Source organism: Natrononativus sp. DTA114 (genome assembly GCF_059736515.1).
The window spans coordinates 20,993-43,843 of record NZ_JCASSN010000007.1; the positions used below are offsets into that span (position 1 = coordinate 20,993).

The 22,851-nt window shown below is 63.1% G+C and carries 21 protein-coding genes; 11 read left to right on the plus strand and 10 right to left on the minus strand.

The window, feature by feature from the left end; translation table 11 throughout:
• Nucleotides 1-51: 51 nt before the first annotated feature.
• Nucleotides 52-1,086 (minus strand): monovalent cation/H+ antiporter subunit E, encoded by a 1,035-nt coding sequence (locus tag AC6I6S_RS19735; protein ID WP_497952619.1) that lies wholly within the window; start codon nucleotides 1,084-1,086, stop codon nucleotides 52-54.
• Between the two features lie 248 nt (nucleotides 1,087-1,334).
• Between AC6I6S_RS19735 and AC6I6S_RS19740 the strand changes: the two genes are divergently transcribed.
• Both AC6I6S_RS19740 and AC6I6S_RS19745 read left to right on the plus strand, forming a co-directional pair.
• Nucleotides 1,335-2,399 (plus strand): quinone-dependent dihydroorotate dehydrogenase, encoded by a 1,065-nt coding sequence (locus AC6I6S_RS19740; protein WP_497952620.1) that lies wholly within the window; start codon nucleotides 1,335-1,337, stop codon nucleotides 2,397-2,399.
• 179 nt (nucleotides 2,400-2,578) lie between these two features.
• Entirely contained in the window at nucleotides 2,579-3,418 is an 840-nt protein-coding gene (locus AC6I6S_RS19745; RefSeq protein ID WP_497952621.1) for a hypothetical protein, read from the plus strand.
• A gap of 15 nt (nucleotides 3,419-3,433) precedes the next feature.
• Here AC6I6S_RS19745 and AC6I6S_RS19750 read toward each other — a convergent pair whose 3' ends face one another.
• Nucleotides 3,434-3,835, minus strand: coding sequence for a ribbon-helix-helix domain-containing protein (locus AC6I6S_RS19750; protein WP_497952622.1), 402 nt, complete (start codon nucleotides 3,833-3,835; stop codon nucleotides 3,434-3,436).
• Nucleotides 3,836-3,980: 145 nt separating this feature from the next.
• Between AC6I6S_RS19750 and AC6I6S_RS19755 the strand changes: the two genes are divergently transcribed.
• The gene (locus tag AC6I6S_RS19755) at nucleotides 3,981-4,232 is read left to right on the plus strand and encodes an MTH865 family protein (protein WP_497952624.1); all 252 of its coding nucleotides are present in this window, start codon (nucleotides 3,981-3,983) and stop codon (nucleotides 4,230-4,232) included.
• A 141-nt stretch (nucleotides 4,233-4,373) separates the two neighbouring features.
• Here the strand turns inward: AC6I6S_RS19755 and AC6I6S_RS19760 are convergent, their stop codons facing one another.
• Nucleotides 4,374-4,520 carry a hypothetical protein gene (locus tag AC6I6S_RS19760; RefSeq protein ID WP_497952625.1) on the minus strand — a complete coding sequence of 49 codons (147 nt, stop codon included), beginning with the start codon at nucleotides 4,518-4,520 and terminating at the stop codon, nucleotides 4,374-4,376.
• Between the two features lie 179 nt (nucleotides 4,521-4,699).
• Here AC6I6S_RS19760 and AC6I6S_RS19765 point away from each other — a divergent pair, with 179 nt between their 5' ends.
• Nucleotides 4,700-6,706: a bacterio-opsin activator domain-containing protein gene (locus AC6I6S_RS19765; protein ID WP_497952626.1), complete on the plus strand. Its 2,007-nt coding sequence runs from the start codon at nucleotides 4,700-4,702 to the stop codon at nucleotides 6,704-6,706.
• A gap of 45 nt (nucleotides 6,707-6,751) precedes the next feature.
• On the opposite strand, the gene hutH is transcribed toward AC6I6S_RS19765, so the two are convergent.
• Nucleotides 6,752-8,374: a histidine ammonia-lyase gene (hutH, locus tag AC6I6S_RS19770; RefSeq protein WP_497952628.1), complete on the minus strand. Its 1,623-nt coding sequence runs from the start codon at nucleotides 8,372-8,374 to the stop codon at nucleotides 6,752-6,754.
• A gap of 146 nt (nucleotides 8,375-8,520) precedes the next feature.
• On the opposite strand from hutH, the gene AC6I6S_RS19775 reads away from it, so the two are divergent.
• Nucleotides 8,521-8,874 carry a DsrE family protein gene (locus AC6I6S_RS19775; RefSeq protein ID WP_497952630.1) on the plus strand — a complete coding sequence of 118 codons (354 nt, stop codon included), beginning with the start codon at nucleotides 8,521-8,523 and terminating at the stop codon, nucleotides 8,872-8,874.
• Nucleotides 8,875-8,953: 79 nt separating this feature from the next.
• On the opposite strand, the gene hutI is transcribed toward AC6I6S_RS19775, so the two are convergent.
• From hutI to hutU, 3 genes are read right to left on the minus strand one after another with little or no spacing between them, the layout of a single operon-like run.
• Nucleotides 8,954-10,219: an imidazolonepropionase gene (gene hutI, locus AC6I6S_RS19780; protein WP_497952632.1), complete on the minus strand. Its 1,266-nt coding sequence runs from the start codon at nucleotides 10,217-10,219 to the stop codon at nucleotides 8,954-8,956.
• Nucleotides 10,216-11,217, minus strand: coding sequence for a formimidoylglutamase (gene hutG, locus AC6I6S_RS19785; protein WP_497952633.1), 1,002 nt, complete (start codon nucleotides 11,215-11,217; stop codon nucleotides 10,216-10,218). Before hutG ends, hutI begins: the two co-directional genes overlap by 4 nt.
• Nucleotides 11,214-12,962 (minus strand): urocanate hydratase, encoded by a 1,749-nt coding sequence (gene hutU / locus AC6I6S_RS19790; protein ID WP_497952635.1) that lies wholly within the window; start codon nucleotides 12,960-12,962, stop codon nucleotides 11,214-11,216. Before hutU ends, hutG begins: the two co-directional genes overlap by 4 nt.
• Before the next feature lie 85 nt (nucleotides 12,963-13,047).
• Between hutU and AC6I6S_RS19795 the strand changes: the two genes are divergently transcribed.
• From AC6I6S_RS19795 to AC6I6S_RS19810, 4 genes are all read left to right on the plus strand, one after another.
• Complete coding sequence (locus tag AC6I6S_RS19795) at nucleotides 13,048-13,704, plus strand: helix-turn-helix domain-containing protein (RefSeq protein WP_497952637.1); 657 nt, start codon at nucleotides 13,048-13,050, stop codon at nucleotides 13,702-13,704.
• A 355-nt stretch (nucleotides 13,705-14,059) separates the two neighbouring features.
• On the plus strand, nucleotides 14,060-14,326 hold the full coding sequence (locus tag AC6I6S_RS19800; protein ID WP_497952639.1) for a hypothetical protein: 267 nt from the start codon (nucleotides 14,060-14,062) through the stop codon (nucleotides 14,324-14,326).
• A gap of 391 nt (nucleotides 14,327-14,717) precedes the next feature.
• Nucleotides 14,718-14,930: a hypothetical protein gene (locus AC6I6S_RS19805; protein WP_497952641.1), complete on the plus strand. Its 213-nt coding sequence runs from the start codon at nucleotides 14,718-14,720 to the stop codon at nucleotides 14,928-14,930.
• Between the two features lie 219 nt (nucleotides 14,931-15,149).
• Nucleotides 15,150-15,896 carry a zinc metalloprotease gene (locus AC6I6S_RS19810; protein WP_497952643.1) on the plus strand — a complete coding sequence of 249 codons (747 nt, stop codon included), beginning with the start codon at nucleotides 15,150-15,152 and terminating at the stop codon, nucleotides 15,894-15,896.
• A gap of 393 nt (nucleotides 15,897-16,289) precedes the next feature.
• Here AC6I6S_RS19810 and AC6I6S_RS19815 read toward each other — a convergent pair whose 3' ends face one another.
• The gene (locus AC6I6S_RS19815; protein ID WP_497952645.1) at nucleotides 16,290-16,643 is read right to left on the minus strand and encodes a winged helix-turn-helix domain-containing protein; all 354 of its coding nucleotides are present in this window, start codon (nucleotides 16,641-16,643) and stop codon (nucleotides 16,290-16,292) included.
• Nucleotides 16,644-17,034: 391 nt separating this feature from the next.
• Nucleotides 17,035-18,765 carry an alpha,alpha-trehalose-phosphate synthase (UDP-forming) gene (locus AC6I6S_RS19820; protein ID WP_497952647.1) on the minus strand — a complete coding sequence of 577 codons (1,731 nt, stop codon included), beginning with the start codon at nucleotides 18,763-18,765 and terminating at the stop codon, nucleotides 17,035-17,037.
• A 222-nt stretch (nucleotides 18,766-18,987) separates the two neighbouring features.
• Here AC6I6S_RS19820 and AC6I6S_RS19825 point away from each other — a divergent pair, with 222 nt between their 5' ends.
• Both AC6I6S_RS19825 and AC6I6S_RS19830 read left to right on the plus strand, forming a co-directional pair.
• Nucleotides 18,988-20,154, plus strand: a complete 1,167-nt coding sequence (locus AC6I6S_RS19825) for a M24 family metallopeptidase (protein ID WP_497952648.1) — start codon at nucleotides 18,988-18,990, stop codon at nucleotides 20,152-20,154.
• 278 nt (nucleotides 20,155-20,432) lie between these two features.
• Nucleotides 20,433-20,738 (plus strand): amphi-Trp domain-containing protein, encoded by a 306-nt coding sequence (locus tag AC6I6S_RS19830; RefSeq protein WP_497952649.1) that lies wholly within the window; start codon nucleotides 20,433-20,435, stop codon nucleotides 20,736-20,738.
• 43 nt (nucleotides 20,739-20,781) lie between these two features.
• Here AC6I6S_RS19830 and AC6I6S_RS19835 read toward each other — a convergent pair whose 3' ends face one another.
• Nucleotides 20,782-21,987, minus strand: a complete 1,206-nt coding sequence (locus AC6I6S_RS19835) for a Cdc6/Cdc18 family protein (protein ID WP_497952651.1) — start codon at nucleotides 21,985-21,987, stop codon at nucleotides 20,782-20,784.
• Nucleotides 21,988-22,851 lie beyond the last annotated feature (864 nt).

Genomic DNA, 22,851 nt, shown 5'->3' on the forward strand with positions numbered 1-22,851 from the left:
CGACGAACAGCGCCGCAGCCACCAGAAAGACGTCGTTGATGAGATCGGCAGTCACAGCTCGTCACCACCGATTATCTCCGTGTCGCCGCGCTCTCGAGGCGTCGCGACCGCCGCTGCCTCCCGGCCGTAGAAGACGAACCGGATCGCCCGCTCCAAGGCACCGTCGAAGAGATCCTCGCGGGCGTCGGCGATCAGGGTGTGGATGACCAGTCGCTGGTCGTTCGCCCGCACCGTGAGAGTCCCCGGCGTAAGCGTGATGCTATTGGCCAGTGCGAGCAGCGGCAGACCGCTTCGGACCTTCGCGTTGACCCGCGTGAGTTTTGGATCGATTGGCATCGACGGCCGCAGAATAACTATCGAGATCAACAGGTTCGCCTTGACGATCTCGAAGATGAGGTATGGAACATACAGCGCGAACCGGAGCGTCCGCATGGGGGACGTTCGAAGGGTCGGTGACGTCGCGAACGTTACGTTCGAAAGCGTGAGCGCGACGATCCCGGCGACCGCGACGCCGGTCACCCAGTCGAACCAGTAGAAGAGGTCGCCAAGGACGAGATAGAACCCGAGCGAGATCCCGAACAGTGCGAAGAGTTTACCGCGGCTCTCGGCGCCGACCAGCCGTTCGTGGCGGGCCGACCGCTCGACCGGCGCCTCCTCGTACCGGAGCCCGACGTCCGTGAGTTCGCGCTCGAGCGGCCTGAGTATCGGTGCCGTCGCGCCGGGGCTGTACTCCGGGTCGAGAATCACGCAATCGAGGTCGTTTTCCTCGGCGTACGCCGTGAGTGCCTTGGCGTAATCTCGCGGCCCGAACAGGTACTCATCGGTGCCGAGGACGGCCGTTTCGATCTCGACGGTCGCCTCGCCCGCGTCCTCGCGAACCCACCGCTCGGCCCGATCGAGAAGTTGTCGCGCATCGTCGATCGTTCGCTGCCCCTCGGGGATCTCCGCGTCGTACGGAACCGCGACGACGAGATGACAGACGAGGTCGTCTGTCGCGTCCTCGAGTCGTGACTGGACGGCGTGGGCCACCGTTTGCCGGACAGTAATCGACTCAGACAGGGGAACGAGTACGTGCTCAGCCGCCACGGACGACCCCTCCGACCGACCGGTGTATGATGCTCATGGCTCTCCGTTGATAGTCGATCCAAGCGGCACCCGCAGGAAAACTATTTCGTTATCCGCCGGCTTTCGGGCGATACAGGTCAATTCTGCCGGTCAGTTTCGCCCGATTTCGTGAGGAACCCTCACATAGTTCGACGAACGTGAACGTCTGACCGGGACCGATCGGTGTCGTCCCGAGGCACTTACGTACCGGAACGCGCCAACTAGAGCCGATGACGCTCTACTCGAGGGCTCGCTCTCTCGCGTTTCAACTCCCCCCGGAACTCGCACACACGCTCGGGAAACGGGCACTTCGGGCCGGACAGACGACTCGCCCGGGGCGACTCGCACTCGAACGCGCCTACCGCGTCGACCACCCGGCGCTCACTGTCGACCTGTTCGGGAACCGATTCCCGAACCCCGTCGGCGTCGCGGCCGGGTTCGACAAGAACGCGGAGGTGACCCATGCGCTCGCGGCGCTCGGATTCGGCTTCGTCGAAATCGGCACCGTCACCCCCTATCCCCAGCCCGGAAACCGAAAACCTCGGCTGTTTCGCCTTCTGGAGGACGAGGCGATGATCAACCGGATGGGGTTCAACGGTGACGGGATGGAGCGCGTCCGAGAACGGCTCGAGACCGACGGGAGGCCGGACGTGCCGCTGGGGATCAACATCGGGAAGATGAACACCTCCGACGAAACCGAGGCGCTCGAGGACTACCGGCGCGTCTTCGATCGGCTCTCAGGGTTCGCCGACTACGTCGTCGTCAACGTCTCCTGTCCGAACACCCCCGAGGAGTTCGACGAGGGGTCCCCGGAGCACCTCAGGGCGATCTTCGAAACCCTCGAGGCCGAAAACGACGCCGGGGTGCCGATGCTGGTCAAGATCGGGCCGGATTCGCCCGACGAGTCCGTGCTCGAACTGCTCGAGATCGTCGAGACGTTCGATCTGGACGGAATCGTCGCGACGAACACGACGACAGCGCGGGAGGGGCTCTCCGCCAGCGAGCGCGAGGAGTGGGGCGGGCTCAGCGGCAAACCGCTCGAGGACCGGTCGACGGGCGTCGTTCGCCTGCTCGCCGAGAACACCGAGTTACCGATCGTCGGCGTCGGCGGCGTCGACTCCGCCGAGAGCGCCTACGCGAAGATCAGAGCCGGGGCGTCGCTCGTCCAGCTCTACACCGGTTTCGTCTACAACGGCCCCGCGACCGCCCGCGAAATCAACCGGGGGCTGGTCGAGTTGCTCGAGCGCGACGGCTTCTCGTCGATCGAAGCGGCCGTCGGGGCGGACCTCGAGTGAACGAGCGCCCGGATCGCGACCAACCGTGAGTCGGCGGCGACGGAGCACACCGTTCAGAATGTGTACACAGTTTAGGAAGTGCAAGACGTGTGTCGCCGAGCGGAGTCGGAGACGGCGCTCGGGCACCGCGTCGAAAGACGCTTTCGAGCGGACGCCCTGACTATCGACCGTACCCGCCTATGAGCGCCCGAGAGAGTCGGATCCCCGGCGCCCGCGTCACCCCCTCGGACGTTCTCGTCCACGCTCTCGTCCCCGCGGTTCTGGTTCTCGCGTACGTCGCGCCGATCTCCTACGAAACGTTTCTCTACCAGCCGGGTAGCAGCGGCGTCGGTGACGCCTACTGGTCGACGCTCGGCCACGCGAACCTCGCCCATCTGCTCACCAACCTGTTCGGCTACGTCGTCCTCGTGGCGACCGCCTTCGCCCTGCTGGGGCGGACACAGCGGCGGCGCTACTACGTCCTGTTCGCCACGGTCTTGCTCGCCGCCCCGCCGCTGACCGCGGGGTTGCTCGAGCTATACGTTCGCTGGACGCCCGCCCCGCCCGGTGACTCGCCCGGCGGCGCCGGGTTCTCGATCGTCACGGCGGCGCTGCTCGCGCTGCTCGCCGTCTCGATCGCGCTCCACCAGCGGCGAGCGCTCGAGCGCTCGCTCCCACCCGCGTTCGTGGGGATCGGTCTGTTCTCGCTGGCCGCGGCCGTTCCCGCGGTCCGAGCGACCGGCTCGAGCGTCCTTTCGGCCGTCCTGGTCGGTATCGGCGGCGCGTACCTGCTGGCCGCCGCCTGGCTCCTCGCCGATCACGTCGAGCAGGGGACCTCGAACCTGGCGGTCGCACTCCAGTTCAGTGCGGTCGTGATCTTCCTCGGGTCGACGGTCGATCTGTTTCTCCTCGAGAACCGGGCCTGGGCCGGACACTTTCTCGGATTCCTCAGCGGAATCACCGTCCTCGTCCCTGTCGCCACCGGCCAGTGGCTTCACTCGGTGAGACGCAGTCGACGGAACCGAACCGGTCGCCAGTGAATCGAGGTTCTGGCATCAGGCCGACCGGCCGTCACCGCCGTTCCGGTAGGTCCCGAGGAGTTCCTCGAGAATCAGACACTCCTGATCGGTCGGATCGTAGTGCGTGTCGATAAAGCGCTCTGCAGCCTCGTAGTTCCCGCGGAGTCCGTACTTCCGGATCGTGATTACGGCGTCGAGAAAGAACGTGCCACCGTCGGTGCCGACCGTTCCCAGACGCGACTGCTCGTCGATGTCGAGTTCGGCCTTGATCTCGTCGAAGTTGAACGTCTCGACCTCGTGGTCGGGATTGACCAGCGTGAGGACGTACTCCGCAGAGAACCGGTAGAACTCGGATTTACTCTCGAACATGCCGTCGTCGACGAGGGCGTCGATCTCCTCGACGACGTCGTCCGGGTATCTGACGGTGTCCTTCGCCATACGTGCAAAACACGTTACCGAATCGTAATGACTGTTTCGGGCACACCATCCGATCCGGACAGGTCGTCGCAGCTTCGAACACGCGTCGTCGGCTATTGGTGCTCTCAACAGGTTTAATATTTATCCGCGTGAACGACCGGGTGCAATGGCAGACGAAGCAGAACTCCGCGAGCAGATGACCGAGGCATTCGAAGGCGCAGACTACCCCATCTCGAGTCCGATGGATCTCGTTCCGGCACTCCCGAACGGGCCGGGAACGAAGTTCGAGTCCGAGGACTTCTCGATGACGGCGATGGAGCTCAACACCAAACTCGACGGCGGCGACTTCCCCTACGAGAACGTCGACGCCTTCGTCGACGACGTCATCGAGCAGTTGAAAGAACAGGACCATCTCTGAGGGTTGAACGTCGGGCGTCGTCGCCCGTGTCGTCGATGCAGCCCCGGCTCTCGAAGCGTCCGGCTCCCGGTGTCCGCCCGTAGCGAACCGAGTCGGCCCGTTCACCTCGGACACGAGCCAGCCGATCGCGGCGGCGAACAGCTATCGCGTCTGAATCGTGGCGATATCTGCGGTATCACAGACCGGACACGGTGTTTCCTCGCTGTCGACCATTGTTCCACAGCGGCGACACTCGTAGACGACGGCGTCGTCCCCTCGAGCCACCACTTCCTTGATAAATTCGATCATCTTCCCCCGTCCCGTTTGCAGTTAGCACGGCACGCACATAACACCCGCGCACCGTTTTCACGCAGCGAGTTCCCCGGGGCACGAGCGGAGAGACGATAGCCAGGCTTTTGGTGATCGCAGCAGTTGCACCACCACAACGAACCGTTCAATTGTCCGCTTTGGACGACAGTTTCCAGCGTATGACGAACCAGCGTCGACACGGTACAGTCGTGGTCGTATCGGATTCCCCCGAGAGTGATCTCTGTGACCGGTTGCGCGAGGAGCTTGCTGCCGACGTCGTCCGAGTTACGCCATCGAATTCGGTCCAGTCCCGGCCCGAAGACGATCTCGTCGGCGTCGTCCTCGAGCTCGATGCCCCGGATCGAGTACGACGCGTCCTCGAGCACCTTCGAGTCGACGACCGCACCCCGCCGACGGTCGTTGCCCCCCCGACCGGGAGCGAGCGACTCGCCGCGGCGGCAGTTCGGCACGGGGTGACGGAGTACGTGCCGGCCGACACCGAGAACGGGCTCGAACGCGTGCGAGACGCCTTCGAAAGAGACGACGGTGGCGGTCGAGTGCGAACGACGCTCGGGGAAGCCGACGCCGGGACGATGTCAGAGCACCAGTTACACCAGCTGATCGGCACCACGCTTCCGGACGAGGCGTTCGTCATCGACGAAGACGGGATCTATCTCGAAGCGAACATCCGCTCCGCTTCCGCAGATCTGTACAGCGTTTCGCCCGAGCAACTGGTCGGAACCAGCCTCGAGGAGGCCTTTCCCGACGACGTGGCCGGTCGGCTCCAGGCGTGTATCGAGCGGACGCTGGAAACCGGTAGGGAACAGTCGATCGAATACGAAGCCGAAACCCACGACGGGCGCCGGTGGTTCGAGGCGAAAGTCATCCCGGTCGACGATCGAATCGACGGCAGTCGGGCGGTCGTCTGGCTCGCACGCGACATCACCGAGCGGGCAACGCGGGAACGAGAGCTCCGTCAGCACCGCGACCACCTCGAGACGCTCGATCGGATCAACGGCGTCGTCAGACGGGTGATCCAGACGCTGGTCGAAGCCCCCACTCGGTCGGCGATCGAGCGCGAGGTCTGTGAACAGCTCGTCGACTCGGAGCTCTACTGCGGCTCCTGGATCGGCGAGCTGACCGGCGAACACACCATCCACTACCGAACCGGCGCCGGAGAGGCCGAGACGTACATCGACTGCATCCGTGAGCTCTCGACCGACCACGAGCGTCCCGTGGTGACGGCGATGCGGACCGGCGAGGTCCAGATAGACAACGAGATGCTCGAAAAGCCGGAGATGCCCGCCGATCTCCAGGAAGCGGCCCGGCGTCACGACGTTCGGTCGGCGATCGCCGCGCCAATCAGCCACGACACCGCCGTCTACGGAGCGCTCGCGGTGCTCGCGAGCCGCGAAGACGCGTTCAGCGAGCGCGAAGAGGACGCGTTTCGACTGCTGGGTGAGACGATCGGCTTTGCGATCAACGCCGTGAAAAACCGACGGCTCCTCTTCTCCGATGCCGTCATCGAACTCGAGCTACGGATCTCCGGCGGCGACACGTTCTCGTTCGACCTCTCGGAGAAGTACGACTGTACGGCCTCTCTCGAGTGGACCGGTACCAACAGCAACGGTCGGATCTACCAGTACGTCACGCTCGAGGGGATCGACGGCGAGACCGTACTCGAGGAGGCGACGGCCCACAGTTCGATCGAAGAGTGTCGGCTGATCCACGACGGTGGGAACCAGTGTACGGTCGAAATCCGACTTCGGGAGTCGGGCGTTCGAGCGCTGGCAGATCACGGTGTGACGATCCGCGAAATCACCGTTAGCGACGGGAGCGGGACGGTCGTCGCCGAAGTCCCGCAGGGCACAGACGTTCGCGAGATCGTCGATGCGATCAGACGAGTGTACGAGGAGACGACGCTGGTCGCCAGGCGCGAGATCGATCAGCCGGTCCAGACGGCCGTCGAGCGCCGCGAGCGAATTCTCGACCGGCTGACCGACCGACAGCTGACGACGCTGCGGCTTGCGTACTACGGCGGCTACTTCGACTGGCCCCGCGGCAGCACCGGCGAGGAAATCGCCGAGTCGATGGACGTTACGCCGCCGACGATGCACCAACACCTCAGGCGAGGGCTGTACGAACTGCTCAGCGAGTTCTTCGAAGAGGGCGGCGGAACCGGGTGACCGATCGCGAAGGCGAATCGGCGGCCCGGACGAACCCGTCCCCGCTTACCGCTCCGACACTGCCGCCGAAACCGCGTCCGACAGCAGATCGTGCTCGATCAGTGCGACGACCTGGTCGACGTCCGTGTAGACCGGGCGGTCGTCCTCGAGCGGCGGAACGACCTCCCGAATCAGTTCGTAGGCAGCGTCGGTTCCGGCTCCGAGCTCGAGCGGGGCGTCAGGTTCGAACGCGTCGTCGACGAACTCCGCGGCCTGGGCCGCACAGACGAGTTCCGTCGCGACGACGCTGGTGGCGTTCTCGAGCGCCCGTCGAACGTTGGTCGCCGACTGCGCGCTCATACTGACGTGGTCTTCCTGCCCGCCGCTGACCGGCGTGTTGTCGGTCGAGGCCGGCCCGAGCGACCGGATCTCGTTTAGCAGCGCGGCGGCGGTGTACTGGGCGATCATGTACCCCGACTGCAGGCCGCTTTCGGCTGTGAGAAACGGCGGAAGGTGCGGCTCCTGGAGGTTGGGATTCAACAGCCGATCGATCCGGCGCTCCGAGATAGCCGCGAGATCGCAGAGTGCGAGCCTGACGTACTCGAGTCTGAGTCCGATCGGGATTCCGTGGAAGTTTCCGCCGGAGAGGACCGCCGCCCGGTCGGTTCCCGAAGCCCGGTCGTCGACCCGATCCGCGCCGAAGACGAGCGGGTTGTCCGTGGCGCTGTTGAGTTCGATCTCGACGCCCTCCCGAAGGTGGGCGACCGCGTCCCGAACGGCGCCGTGAACCTGCGGCAGACAGCGCAGCGAGTAGGCGTCCTGCACCCGGTCGCAGTTCCGATGGGCCTCGACGACCTCGCTGCCGGCCGTGAGTTCCCTGATCCGGGCGGCGCTCTCGAGCTGTCCCCCGTGGGGGCGGACCTCGTGGATCGCCGGGTCAGAACTCGCGGTCGTTCCCAGGGTAACCTCCGTGGTAAACGCACCCGCGACGTCGGCCGCCTCGAGCAGTCGCTCGGCGTCGACGACGACCAGCGCAGCCAGTCCAACGGTGAGCTGCGTACCGTTGATCAGCGCGAGCCCCTCCTTGGGCGCGAGTGAGAGCGGCTCGAGGCCCGCCGCCTTCAGGGCATCTCCACCGGAAACCCGGTGTGCGGTAGCCGGCTCGCCACCGGCTGGTTCGTCGACGATGGCTTCGCCCTCACCGAGCAACACGAGGGACATGTGCGCGAGTGGGGCGAGATCGCCGCTCGCGCCCAGGCTTCCGCGGGACCTGACGACCGGATGAACCCCTTCGTTACAGAGCGTGAGAAGATGGTCGACGACGACCTCGCGGATCCCCGAGTAGCCCTTGACGAGCGCGTTAATACGGGTCACCATCATCGCGCGGACCTCCTCGACCGTGAGTTCGCGACCCGCGCCTGCGGCGTGGCTCCGGACGAGGTTCGTCTGTAGCTGTTCGATCTTCTCGGACGGAATCCGCTGGCCGACCAGTTCGCCGAACCCGGTGTTGAGTCCGTACACCGGCTCGCCGCTCTCGACGACGTCCTCTACACGGCCGCGGGACTCACGTACCCGGTCGCGGGCCTCGGGAGTGATGGCGATCTCGGCGCCGTCTCGAGCGACAGCGGCGACCTCTTCGGGCGTCAGCGACTCGCCGTCGAGTTCGATCGTGGACGTGGAGGTCGTCACGCGTACGCACCCCCTCGAGGGTCGTCAGTCATGTTCTCATCCGTACGCCCTGCCGCGAGAAGTGTGTCACGATCGATCGGCGGAGATTCGTCGCCGGCACACGAGCGCACAACGGCTGAGTAGCAGAGTGCGATAGGACGGGACACATGCCAGACGCAGCTATCGTCGTACTCGCCGGAACCGAATCGCCGTCGGACCTCGGTCGCGTCGTCAACGCCCTCCAGACCGCCCGGGAGTTCGACCAGGCGGGTGACGACGTCGAAGTGATCTTCGACGGTGCCGGCACGCAGTGGATCGGGGAACTCGAGAACGAGGACCACGACTACCACAGTCTCTACGACGCGGTCGCAGAACACGTCCAGGCGTGTGACTACTGCGTCGACGCCTACGACGTCAACGACGAAGTCGACGACAGCGAGGCCGACCGACGAGCCGAGTTCGACGGGCACCCGAGCATCCGCTCGCTCGTCGACGAGGGATACGAGATCATCACCTACTGACGCCGATCGGTCGGCACGGATGCGTTTCGCGGAATCGCTCCTCAGGGTCGGCGATGCCGAGAGACGGGTGGCGGACACCTTAGACCACCGCCCCTCCTTTCAGCACTGTTTCCACGGCCGGCGTGTCAAACCGGTAGGCGAGGTGAGCGTACGACGGGGCCTCGAGCACCAGCGCGTCGGCCGGGGCGCCCTCGCGGAGCGTCCCGGTCCCGTCGTCGCGGTCGATCGCGAGCGCCGCGTTCTTCGTCGCGGCGACGAGCGCCTCCGCGGGCGTCATTCCCATCTCGACGCAAGACAGGGTCTGGACGAACTCCATCGATCGCGAGTGGCAGTTGGGGTTGAAGTCCGTCGCCACCGCGAGCGGCGCGCCCGCCTCGAGGAACGCCCGCGCGTCGGCGTAGTCGGCGCCGAGACCGAAGGCAGTCCCTGGAAGGAGGACCGGAACGGTTCCGGCCTCGACCAGCGCCGCGATGTCCGTCTCCGTCGAGTGGAGCAGGTGGTCCGCGCTCGCCGCCCCGACCTCGGCCGCGAGTTTCGTTCCGCCGAGGTGCGAGAGTTCCTCGGCGTGGACTTTCGGCGTCAGTCCGTACTCGAGGCCGGCCTCGAGCACCCGCCTGGACTGGGACACGTCGAAGACCCCTTCCTCGCAGAAGACGTCGCAGAACTCGGCGATTCCTTGCTCTGCGACCGCCGGAATCTGTTCGTTGACTACCTCCTCGACGTACTCGTCGGTGTCCGTCCCCTCGGGAACCGCGTGGGCACCCAGAAACGTCGGGACGAGATCGATCGGGTGGCGCTCGTCCGCCCGGGCGATGGCCTCGAGCGTGCGGAGTTCCGTCTCGGCGTCGAGGCCGTATCCCGACTTCACCTCGACCGTGGTCGATCCGCGCTCGAGCATGACGTCGAGATGCGTGAGGAGGTTCTCGACCAGGTCTTCCGTGGGCGTCTCCCGCGTCGCACGAACGGTTCGGAGGATGCCACCACCCTCGGCGAGGATCTCCTGGTACGTCTTCCCGCGGAGTTTTGCCTCGAACTCGTCGGAGCGGTCGCCCGCAAAGACGGCGTGGGTGTGCGGATCGACGAACCCCGGTACGACCGCCCTCCCGCTCGCATCGACAACGGTGTCGGCGTTCTCAAGCGGGTATTCGCGCGCGAGTTCGTCGGTCGGCCCGGTCGCGACGACCTCGCCGTCGACCGCGACGAGCGCGGCGTCTTCGATGACCTCGAGGGCCATCCCCGTCGCTGCGGCTCCGTCGGCGGGACCGACGACGAGTTCGGCCGCGTCGTGAACGATCGTCGTCCCGCTCTCGACGGAGCCGTCGGCGGGTGGTGTATCGGCGGTCATCGACGACCCACCCCGTAACCGGCGAGGAAGTGTGCGATCGCGCGGGCGGCCGCGTCGGCTGTCATCCCCTCTCGATCGAGCGGCGGCGCGCACTCGACGACCTCGAAGCCAGCGACGCGGTCGTCGCCCGCCAGCAGCCGCAGGAGTCGGAACAGTTCGCGCGTGGAGAGGCCGCCCGGCGTCGGGGCGCTCACGCCCGGTGCGGCGCTGGCGTCGAGGACGTCGCAGTCGACGCTCACGTAGAGGGTATCGACGGAGAGCGACTCGAGTGCGAGCGTCGCCGCGGCGACCGGATCGTCGCCGACCTCCTCGGCGGTGACGATCTCGCCGCCGCGCTCGCGGACGAACTCCCGGTAGGGGCCGCTGGTTTCGAAGTGGCGCGCGCCGAGACAGGCGTAGCCCTCGAGGCCCGCCTCGAACAGTTGTCGATACGGCGTGCCGCTCGTCGCCCTCCCCTGGAGTTCACGGACGTCCAGGTGGGCGTCGAGGTTGATGACGCCGACCGAGTCGTGGGACTCGAGCAGCGGCGCAACGTTCGCGTACGTCAGGGAGTTGTCGCCCCCGAGGAAGACGGGCAGGGTCTCGAGTTCGTGGATCGCCGCAGTTACCTCCTGAAGCCGGCGCTGGACGGACTCGACCGGTTCGTCCGCGGGCTCCGTGGCATCCGTGTCGGCATCGACGAGCGAGGCGACGTCGCCGAGATCGCCGATCCGGACGACGTCGCCGGCGTCGAAGTGGTGGGTCTTCGTTCGAGCGAGCGAGCGCCTGATCGCCGGCGGCCCGTCCGCCGCACCGGAGCGGCCGATCACCGCGCCGTCGAACGGCTCGCCGACGAGGACGGCGGTGGCGGTCCCGGCGTCGGCCGCCGAGACGTCCGCGACGGCGTGGCCGAACAGGTCGTCGTTCGGGTCGCCGGTTTTTGCGAGTTCGGTCCAGCCGCCTGCGGCCTCCCAGTCGGGATGTGTCACGAACTCGCCACCCTCGAGACCGTCAGTCATCGGTCCACCTCGCGCGCTAACGGAACGTGGACTCCCGACTCGCGCGCTTCCTCGAGCGCCTCCTCGTAGCCGGCGTCGGCGTGACGGATGACGCCCATTCCGGGATCGGTGGTGTACACCCGTCTGGCCTTCTCCGCGGCAAGATCGGAGCCGTCGAGGACCACGTGGTTGTTCGTGTGCAGCGAGTTGCCGATCCCGACGCCGCCGCCGTCGTGGACGCTGACGATGTCGGCACCTGCGGCGGTGTTCAGGAGAGCGTTGAGAATCGGCCAGTCGGCGACGGCGTCGGTGCCATCGCGCATGGCTTCTGTCTCGCGGTTCGGGCTCGCGACGGAACCGGCGTCGAGGTGATCGCGCGTGACGACGACGGGCGCCGAGATTTCGCCTTTGGCGACGAGTTCGTTGATCCGCAAGGCAAAGCGGGCGCGCTCGGTGAGGTCGTTGGGATCGTCGGCTGAGTGGTAGCCGAGCCAGCACACCCTCGAGGGCAGCCCCTGGAATTCGACCTGCTCCTGGGCGAGATCGATCCAACGGTGGAGGTGCTCTTTCTCCGGAAACAGTTCCTTGACGGCCTCGTCGGTGCGATGGATGTCAGCGGGATCACCGGAGAGGGCGGCCCAGCGGAACGGCCCCTTCCCGCGACAGAACAGCGGCCGGATGTAGGCGGGGACGAACCCGGGGAAGTCGAAGGCGGTCTCGTGATCCCGGTGCTCCTCGACCTGGCCGCGGATGTTGTTGCCGTACTCGAAGGCGATCGCGCCCGCCTCCTGCATGGCGAGGATACCGTCGACGTGCCGTTCCATCGTGTCGAGGCTCTCCTCGACGTACGTTTCGGGGTCGTCTTCGCGGAGTCGGTCGGCTTCCTCGACGGTGTACCCCGATGGGTAGTAACCCTCGAGTTCGTCGTGGGCGCTCGTCTGGTCGGTGATCACGTCGGGGACGAACCCCAGTTCCCGCATTTCTTCGAGCATGTCCGCGGCGTTCATGTGAACCCCGACGCTGTACGGCTCGCCCGCGGCCGCGGCCTCCTCGGCCGCCTCGATTGCCGCCTCGAGGTCGTCGGTCTTCTCCATACAGTAGCCGGTCTCGATCCGCCGGTCGATCCGGCTCTCGTCGACCTCCGCGGCGATACAGACGCCGTGGTTCATCGTGACCGCGAGCGGCTGTGCACCGCCCATGCCGCCGAGGCCGCCGGTGACGACCGTCTTTCCGCGGAGTCCCTCGTTATCGGGGTAGTGCTGTTCCGCGAGCTCCGCGAGCGTCTCGTAAGTCCCCTGGATGATCCCCTGCGTGCCGATGTACGCCCACGACCCCGCGGTCATCTGGCCGTACATGATCTTCCCCTCGGCCTCGAGTTCGTGAAAGTGCTCCCAGTTGTCCCACTTCCCCACGAGGTTCGAGTTCGCGATGAGGACGCGCGGAGCGCGCTCGTGAGTTTCGAATCGCCCGACCGGTTTACCGGACTGGACGAGCAGGGTCTCGTCGTCTTCGAGATCGCGGAGTTCGTCGCAGATCGCGTCGTAGGCGTCCCACGAGCGGGCCGCCCGGCCGGTCCCACCGTAAACGACCAGGTCCTCGGGTTTCTCCGCGACCTCCGGATCGAGGTTGTTGTTGAGCATGCGAAACGCCGCCTCCTGGCGCCAGCCACGGCACTCGCGGTCCGATCCCGTCGGTGCTCCCTGATACTCGAGCCACTGACTGCTCGGTTCGCCAACGCCACCGTCGGCTGCGTCTGGTGACTGCATATAGCCTATCGTTGAACGGGGCCTGTGAAGGGAACACAGTGAGCATATGCCGGGTGTTTTATATACAGGTCGCCTTCCAGACTGCATGCACGAGGCCACCTTCCGGCTCGCCGGGACGAGCGGGTACGCCACCCTCACCGCCGAGTTCGACGCCCGGATCTCGCTATGGTGTAACGACCACAGCGATCTCCTGCAGGTTAGCTGTCGAGCATCGGAAACCGACGAGATACTCGAGGAGATAGACGCGATCGCCGGCGTTGACGACGCGCTGGTCGAGGGAGCGACGGTCGTCGCCGTCACGGAGAGTTGCATCAAAGAGCACGATACCCCTACCGTTGACGTTCACCTCGACGAACACGGCTGCCTGCTCTTACCGCCCTTGCGGTACGAAAACGGCGCACGCCTCTGTCGTGTCCTCGCCCTCGACGGCGACCGGCTAACAGGGTGTTACCGATCTCTGCTTCAGGAGTTCGAGGTTTCCGTCGACGCGAAACGCGAACTCGAAACCGCCCCAGTCGAACACGCTGCGTTCGCACCCGGCGGTTCCCAACCCTCGCTGACCCGTCGACAGCGGGAGGTGTTCCTCCTCGCCTACGACCGTGGCTACTACGAACTCCCCCGAGAGACGACGATGACGGCGGTCGCCGACTCTCTCGGGATCGACCGTCGAACGGCCGAAGAACACCGCCGTCGAGTGGAGCGAAAGTTGCTCGGTTTCCTCGCAGAACAGCAGCTAACCTGATACGGGAGAGTCAGCAGCGAACCGGAGTTTAGTGACACCACAACCGGTTGGTAACTCGCTCCGCCAGACGGGCGTGACCGGGGTGGCTGGACGAACGGTCAGCCACATAGTTTACTCGAGAATAGAGTTTCCAGTCCGTATAGTACACAGATACAGGCATATTGAATCCGAGGAAAATCGGTATTAATAGTTCATGCTATCGTGAAATTCACGATAACGGGAGTTATAAAGTTACGTCATGTAAACCCTAATGAGGATACGGACGGGAAGGGGTTAGACAAGTGGGTACCAGAATGGTGGAAACACTCGATTGCGCGACGGTGGCCCCCACTCGAGCGCTGGAGGTGCAGGCATCGTGGTAAAAGAATTGAACGTCGGACCGCTCTATGAGGCCTCGAACGGCCGATACTACACCGACTGGGAGGTCGGAGAGAAGATGCGGTCGGGCAAATGGAAACCCTGCATGTGGGAAGAAGAGACGGGTCGACAACTCGTCGGGACCGACGACGGAGAGCTACTGCTGCTCGTTTCGACGGCGACGGAGGAACTACCCGACTGGGCGGAGATCAGATCCGACACAGCGGGCTCGCGTATCGTTGATACGCGCCGGGCACTGCCGTAAGGGGGAACCGAGTTCGGTTTTACGTAAACCAACGGTCACCACCCACGGGTAGCGTCGATTCTAGTACCGACTCGAGTCGCCGGTGACTGCCTACCGATGATTGTCGAACCACATCTGTGTTCCTTGCTGTCACGCCGGTCACCAATTCGGGTATCCCTCGCATCGGAAATTCCGTCTGGAACCAGTCTCCCACCCAGTTACAGTACTTTGAGACAGACTATGGAAATATAAATGCGTCAGATCGCGTCTCTATCGTAAATTCTGACTTTCAAGCACTGCTTAAACACAGTTTAACTCATCAAAAGTATCCTAAAGGTCGTCGGAACGGTCTGCAATGGCTCGGGAGAGAATTCGGATTATATCACCAGGGCGTTCCAGTATCCGGTAACACATGAGCCAGCCTTCCCACTATCACGACGCCAGCGCGACCATCGACCTCGAGCAGTTCCACGAGGACACGATGGAGATCGACGACTTCGAGACGGCGCTGGCAGAGCTCATCGAACTGGCGAACGAGCACGACGTCCACATCGGGCGCGCGTTCGACGTTCGTTCGGACGCAGACCAGCCCGACTGGATGATCGAGATCAGCCAGCTTGGGTAGCCGCCCTTCACGCACGCGAAACGTCACACACGAACAATACACACGAACAATAGCCGCGTAACGTCCCCATACGGTCCCACATTTTCGACCACACGAACGTGGTCGGTGCGACCGCTGCCGCGCTGTCTCCCCCGTTCTGGGCTGGCCACCAGCCCTCCACGATAAAGACTGTCGATGTGAACAGTGGTACTCTCACTCGTTCAGTCGTGAGTAGTCAGCGTGAAGCGACGGGCGTTACTCGGAACGGTCGGCTCACTGGCCTCGCTGGGCGTCATCGGCTACGCCTCTCGATCGCCGGTAGACACGCTCGAGGTCCGTTTCTGGTTATCAGAACAGGCCGCGACGTACTCGGACGTGGTCGACCGAGTTACTGAGTATCTCACGTTCGCCCTCGACGTCGATCACTGGTCGCTCGAACTCTCCTACGGCGGTGTCGTCTCCGTCGCAACCGAAGACGGAGCGGCGGTGACACGAGGCGGCGAGTGGCCCTCACGGGTTGCTGCGGGAATGGCCGGTTACGGCGATATCGCGCCCGTCGATGACGTCAACTTGCTCGTTACCGACGGACAGATGCAGACAGCCCCCACCGGGTTCGGAATGCCCCACGTCGCCTCCGTCGGCGGCGCACGGTATCTCAGCCGAATCGATCCCATCGAGACGGTGTCGGATCCCGGCGGGAAGGTGACGTATACGACACCGAACCGGGTCATGCAGGTCCTCATCCACGAGGCTGGGCACGCACTGGGGCTGGCCCACGACCACGGACTTACCCATCGACAGGAGGACATCGACGTTGCGACGCCGATGCTCAGCACCTATGCATGGGATCCAGACTACGACGACGATCAGTCTCGATGTGGCGCGGTTTACCCGTCGGACGAGCCTGTCGCCCGAAAGCTTAGCTTTTCGTTTAGCCAGTGTGCGATGCGCGAACTCGAAGGATACAGCGGCGGGTTCACCCCCTAAATCGATCTCGATCCTCGACGCATCATCGACAGTGAACGGACAGACGACTGTGAGTCCTACCCCCTTAAAAGGCGGATATGATGAAAGAAAATACTATAGATATATAGAACGTACGGAAGACCATGCAACCGAGCGCACTCTTTCGCTCACTGGGCGGTCCGGTAGACGATCAACTCGACGGACCCGTTCAGTGGCGGGTGATCGACCGATGACCGACGCGGAGCGGCCGCTTACTGACGAAGAGTTCTCCGAACGGCTCGGCGTACTGCTCGAGCGAGCCGATCGGGGTGGGGTCAGGTTCGATCGGTCCTGGACGGTCGACGCGAATACGGAGCTAAACCTGATGGTAGAAATTACGCGTGTGCGGTCGCAAAAACGCTAACCCAAGATGGGTTACTCGTCGTCGTCAGCTGACTCGTCCTCTCCGCGGACGAATCCGGCCTGTGGTTCGCCATCGTCGGCTGAAGCCGCGTTTGGTCCCTCGATCAGGGCGTCGAAGTCATCGACTTCGCCGTACTGATCCTGGTACACCAGCGCAGCCTTACCGAGCGAGGAAATCTCGTACAGTCCGGAGCGCTCTGCTGGCCCGATCTTGTTGACGAGGCCGTAGTCCTCGAGCACCGGCAGACGAGTGTTGATGTTCTTTCGGCTCTTGCCCGTGTGGCTGGCCAGATTCGTTGCGACGTTTCGTCCTTTGTCCTCGAGTGCCTCGAGGATCAGGAAATCTGTGGGTTGTCTGAGCTTCACTCTCGTTCACTCTCGTACTATAACTACATTTCCACTGGTAACTAATACTTTCGGCCCAAATGCGTCCGTAACTGATAGTAATTTTTATCGGTGATATTAAGTGGAAAGGGGGCGTTCGGAGTAGTAGGTGCTTCGAACGAGGCACCTGAGAGCACATTCCCAGGGCACTCCAGCGAATGTGAGCTGTTCCGGTCGAGCTCCCCCGAATGCGCTCACATCACTTGCGAACCGCGCGTGGAACTCCCCCAACACCCCCTTACCCGCTCCGGGACGCCAGAGTACCCCGGTTCTGTGCTCTCATTTGTGTTACCAAGAGTTGCTGCAGCGACAGGAGACGAAGCTGGATCTACTACAGTCACAGGAGGAAAGTCCGTGACCGTTCGTGCGACAGTCACAGCGGCCGAAAGCGTTCGTGTGGGCCGTTCGGCTGCCAGGCTCGTCCGCCTGTTCCATTCGATTTGTCCGCCGCGATACGGTTCAGTTGGTCGAACTGGAACCGCATCCAGGACTCGAGGTCGTTCTCGAACACCTGGTTGCGGAGCGCGCTCATACGGCGTTTGCGCTCCTGGCCGGACATCGAGAGCGCCGAAGCGAGACGGTCCGCGAACTCCTCGGTTCGGTGTGGGTCGATCGTCAACGCGAACTCACCCAGGCGTTCGTGGGCTCCGGCGCGCTCGCTCAACACGAGTGAACCGTTGGTGTCGACGTTAGAGGCGACGAACTCCTGGGCGACGAGATTCATTCCATCGAGCAACGGGCTGACGACCATCACGTCTGCGCGCCGGTACAGCGAACAGAGGTCTTCCCGCGGGAGGAACTCCTCGGTGTAAACGATCGGTTGCCACTCCGTCGTGGCAAACCGGTCGTTGATACGGTCGACTGCATCGCGAACGCGCTCGCCGAGCCGCGCGTATGCCGGGATATCAGTCCGACTGGGTGTTGCCTTCTGGACGAACGTAAACCGTTCTCGCCACTCTGGATACCGCTCGAACAGGTTCTCGATCGCCGTGAGCCGTTCGGGAATCCCCTTCGTGTAATCGAGGCGGTCGACACCGACGCCGATCGAACATCCCTCCGGAATGCCGTACTCCTCTCGCAAAGACCCCCACCGGGAGCGAGGAACCTCACGGGCGTTTCGATCGTGTTCGCGCGCGTCGACGCCCATCGGAGAAACGGCGATGCGGGTCGTGTGATCGTCGTACTCGACGATGCGCTCCTGACGGTCGACGTCGGCTTCCGGCAGGAACCGCTCGACGCAGTCGAGAAACGCCGTCGCATATCGGTCGACGTGAACGCCGAGAAGGTCGTTTCCGAGCAACCCACGGAGGAGTTCACGCTTGCCGGGACAGTGGTCGAACGCGTCCGGCGATGGCCACGGAACGTGCCAGAACTGTGCGATCGTCGTCGAATCCGGGACCGACTCCCGAATAAGCGCAGGTGCGTACCCGAGGTGATAATCCTGCAGCCAGATCACTGACTCGTCGGTCGCGTGTTCGGCGACGGCGGCCGCAAACCGGCGGTTGACCGTTCGATACCAGTCCCGGTCACCATCCCGGTGTTCGATCAGCGAGGTGAGTTCGTGACACAGCGGCCAGAGAACGCGATTGCTGAATCCGTAGTAGTACGCGTTGATGGCCTCCTCCGAGAGCCAGAGGCGCCGAAGGGTATAGGACTCCTGGTCGGGCGGGACGGCGACACAGTCGTTCTCGTTGGTGACCGCCCGATCCGCCTCGCCGTCACCCCAGGCGATCCAGGTACCGTTCGTCCGTTGCAGAACGGGGTCGAGCCCGGCCGTCAATCCTCCCGTCGGCTCGTCGACACTGATGGAACGCTCCGTCCTGACCGTGGCATCGAGCGCCGCTCCGGCCGACCCGGTATCGGCTCCCTTACCGCCGTGAGTGGCTTCGTTGTGCGACTCACCGGCTCCGTCGTTGGTCTCAGCGGTAGCAACCTTCCGCTCGTACTCGTGTCGATATGGTTGTCGGTTCGAAACCACGATCAGCGATCTGGGGACGTCCAGGCACCCCCCCTTCGAGGGAGAGTCCATCTGGTGGTCGTGACCGGAGTTTGGGTGGGTAGTCCCACCGTCGGCCGCCATTCGTCGCTCCTCGGGGAATCGCATTCGCCATGACCGACAGCGTCTCCACGGGTTTCTTCGTGGCCTGCACCCGCATGGCCCTCTAATGGGACCCGATACTGTTCACGAGAACCGAACGAAACAGCCCAGAGACACTCTCTCGTCGTGAAACCCGACACGCTGAGGAGTGAAAGGAGCACACAGTTCTGTCCGAGACGCCGCTGTTCGAGCACCAACGTTCATTTCGTCGCTCGCCGAAGGAGCGATATGAACGATCCCTCGACCAGCGTGGATAGGCCGTCGATCGACACGGACACCCCGTTCGAACGACGAACGAACGCCTGTCAAGAGCGTCTAAGAAAGTGTGGCGCAGACCTCGCAGTTCTCTTTCCGAGTCCGAACCTCACCTATCTGACTGGCTTTTCGGAATCACCCGCGGAGCGACACCTCCTGTTGTTCGTCCCCCGAGTCGGCGATCCTGCCGTCGTCGCCCCGACGATGTATGCAGATCAACTCGCAGAGACGCATATCGACGACGTTCGGCTGTGGGACGATGGCGACGACCCACTCGGTACGATCGAGAAGGTCATCGCCGAGTACGACCGCGAGATCGGCACGGTTCTCGTCGACGACCGGATGTGGGCCCTGTTTACCCAGGATCTCAGGCGTGCGATGCCTGCTGCCGAGTTCGAACTAGCGAGCACCGTCTTCGAACCGCTCCGCATCTGCAAAGACGAAACGGAACTCGAGACGCTTCGGCGAGCAGGCGCGCTCGCGGACCGGGTCGTACGCGAAATTCGTGAACGGGGAGCGGAGTTCGTCGGAGCCACGGAAACCGAACTCGCCGGTGAGATCGAACGGCTGCTTGAGGACGGCGGCGGCGTAAAACCGGCGTTCACGACGATCGTCGCCTCGGGGCCGAACGGCGCCCGACCACACCACCATAGCGGCGATCGGGTGATCGAACCGGGAGACCCGGTCGTTCTCGACTTCGGAGCGTACGTCGACGCCGACCTCCCATCAGGAACGGCACGCTACCCCGGGGATCAGACGCGAACGCTCGTTCTCGAGGGCTCACCACCGGACGGCTACGAACTGGTTCACGGCGTGGTCGAGCAGGCACAGGAGGCGGCCGTTGCCGCCGTTGAACCAGGTGTAACCGCCGCCTCGATCGACCGTATCGCACGAGATGTGATCGAAGACGCCGGCTACGGAGATGCGTTCGTCCATCGGACTGGCCACGGCGTCGGACTCGAGGTACACGAACCACCGTACATCGTCGCGGGGAACGATCGCGTCCTCGAGCCGGGAATGGTGTTCAGCGTCGAGCCGGGGATCTACCTCGAGGGCGAGTTCGGTGTTCGAATCGAGGACCTCGTTGTCGTGACGGACGAGGGCGCAGAGCGGTTGAACGAAACCCCACGACGCTGGTAGCAGGTTGTGCTACCGTAGCAATACGGAGCCGACACTCGAAGCGAGACGGGGAGAAAAGACCCGACGGCGGCGAAAAAGCAGGACCGGTAACAGCGAAAATCGGTAACCGGCAGCGCGGGGGGTCAGCACGGGGCAACAGCACGAAGTCGGAGTCGGAACTGGCGGCGCCTCGAAAGTACACGGTCGTGTAATCGACGGGGCATCGATACTCGGGAAGCGGGCGTACAACTGCTTAAGAACGTGATAACAACGAGGGTAGTCGAGAGACTACCGCCCGTATGGCAACCATCGATTCGGAACGGCAGCTTTCGCGAAACGATATCGCAGACTACCTCCGCGAGTTCGCCGACGAACTCGAGACGGAAACGATTCCGGCCTCCAGTGACGATCCGGTCGCCGGTCAGAAGATGACGCTGGTCTCTGGTAACCAGAGTGCAACGATCAACCCACCGACGGACCTCGGCTTCATCGTCCGCGTCGACGACGACAGCTCACTGATGGACGACGACACCAGGCGTGTGACCTTCGAACTCGAGTGGGATCACGCCGACGTTCCGGCCGACGACGAACTCGGTGTCGAATAACGCGATCTCTCGGCACAACCGAATGACTGGCTGGGTTCACCTCCTACCCCTCGACCGTCTCGACCAGCACCTTCCGGACGACGTCCGGGTCCTCGAGTAGCTGGTGTTCGGTGTAACTGCCCTCGGCGCTCCCGCCGCTGTGGCGTGATTGCTCGATGATGTCGAGGAAGGCGTGTTCTTTCAGCAGATCCCGGACCCGCCGCAACGAGAGGGTATCCGATCCCTCCTGACGACAGATCTCCTCGTAGACGTCGAAGATCTTCGTCGTCCGAAAGCCATCCTCGTCGGGGGTGTTGAGCGAGAGGACGGCGAGCGCCTGGAGAACGTAGCGCGAATGGGGTGTCGAACCGCGGATAAGTTCGCGAAACCGGTCCGTTTCCGCGCGCTCTCGAGCCTGGACGACGAACTCCTCGCGGACCGTTTCGCTGCCGTTGGACTGGGCGATTTCTCCTGCGTACCGGAGAATGTCGATCGCTTTCCGGGCATCCCCGTGTTCGCGAGCGGCGAGTGCTGCCGCCCGGGGGATCACCGACGGGTCGAGGACGCCGTCTTTGAACGCATCACTGCGGGCTTGCATGATGTCCCGAAGCTGGTTCGCATCGTAGGGAGGAAAGACGAACTCCCGCTCACAGAGACTCGACTTGACGCGTTCGTCCATCCGGTCTTTGTACTTGATCTTGTTACTGATACCGATAACCCCGATCTTGCAGTCGGTGAGTTTGCCCGCTTCGCCTGCGCGCGAGAGTTGCATAAGAATGTCGTCGTCGTCGAGTTTGTCGACTTCGTCGAGAATTATGAGAACGACGCCGTACTGCGTATCGAGAACGTTCCAGAGTCGTTTGTAGTAGGTCGACGTGCTCAGTCCCTTGTCGGGAATCTTGACACCCGTCGCCTCGGGAGAGTTCAGCGAATAGGCGATCGTCTGGACCGCCTGGGTTTCCGTGTTGTCCTGTGCACAGTCGACGTACGCGAACTCTGCGGTAACTCCTTCATCCTTGGCAACGCGAACAAGACGCTCTGAGATATGTTTCGCACAGAGAGATTTTCCGGTACCCGTCTTGCCGTAGATCAGGAGATTACTGGGACTCTGGCCAAATATTGCAGGGTTGACGGCGTTTGCGAGCTCGGAGATTTCGTCGTCTCGTCCGACGATTCTACCCTCTTCGGGGAGGTGATTGATCTCGAGAAGTTCTTTGTTCTCGAAGATCGGGTCTTCGCGGGTGAAAAGATCGTCGCCAGAGCTCGACATAGACACCACGTTTCCGGTGAATACTCTTTACTGTTTGGTTCGGTGAACGCTCGTCTTGTAGAGTATTGATAAATATCACCTTCGGTGATTTTTCGCGGAACGCCATCGTTCGGTGGTGTGAGCCGCTGAGAACATCTATCGACACAGGGATTAGAGTATCTACCAGCACGGAAAGAGGGACGAAAGAGCAGATGATGAAGCGGAAGACTCTAAACTGCCGCTCGAGAGGCAGTTACTCGAGAAAATCAGCGGCGGCGAACAGATCCGTGGATAAACCCTGCAATCGCTACGCTCGGTGCTAAACGTGCGTGGATTGGGTAGGAATTCGTGGGTTGGTTTTTAATGAGCGCGCGCACACCGGGTTTCCGGTGAAATGGGTGTGAGCGAGTAAGGGTGGGGGGGTGTTCACCGGAAGCCTGGTGTGTGACAGGGGCAACTAGACTGAGAAGCGACGACAGTGGATTTCTAAACACTCGATCAGTGCGGGTACTTGTCTGGAGACTCGACTGTAACGAGATCAGGAAAGATGCGGACGACGAATTTTCGGATTTCCGGTGAAAAGACGGCCGCCGAATACACTTCGGCTCCCGCTTCGAATGTATCAATGGGCTGTTCTCCCCTTCACTATTTATTACTTTCTATTATAGGTAAGACTTTAAGCAGTCATTGGTGATTTAACCGCTAAAAGTATGAAAAGTATGGATAAAACGGGTGTGGATACGACGGGGTATCCATCGAAAGACGACGTTTGGTGGCTCCGACCTCGATCGTTTACTACCCACCCACTCTCGACCCCTGTTTCACCGGAAACCCGGTGTGTGTCCGCGACAAAATCAATTTCCGTCCTCCGGTTCATAATAGGTC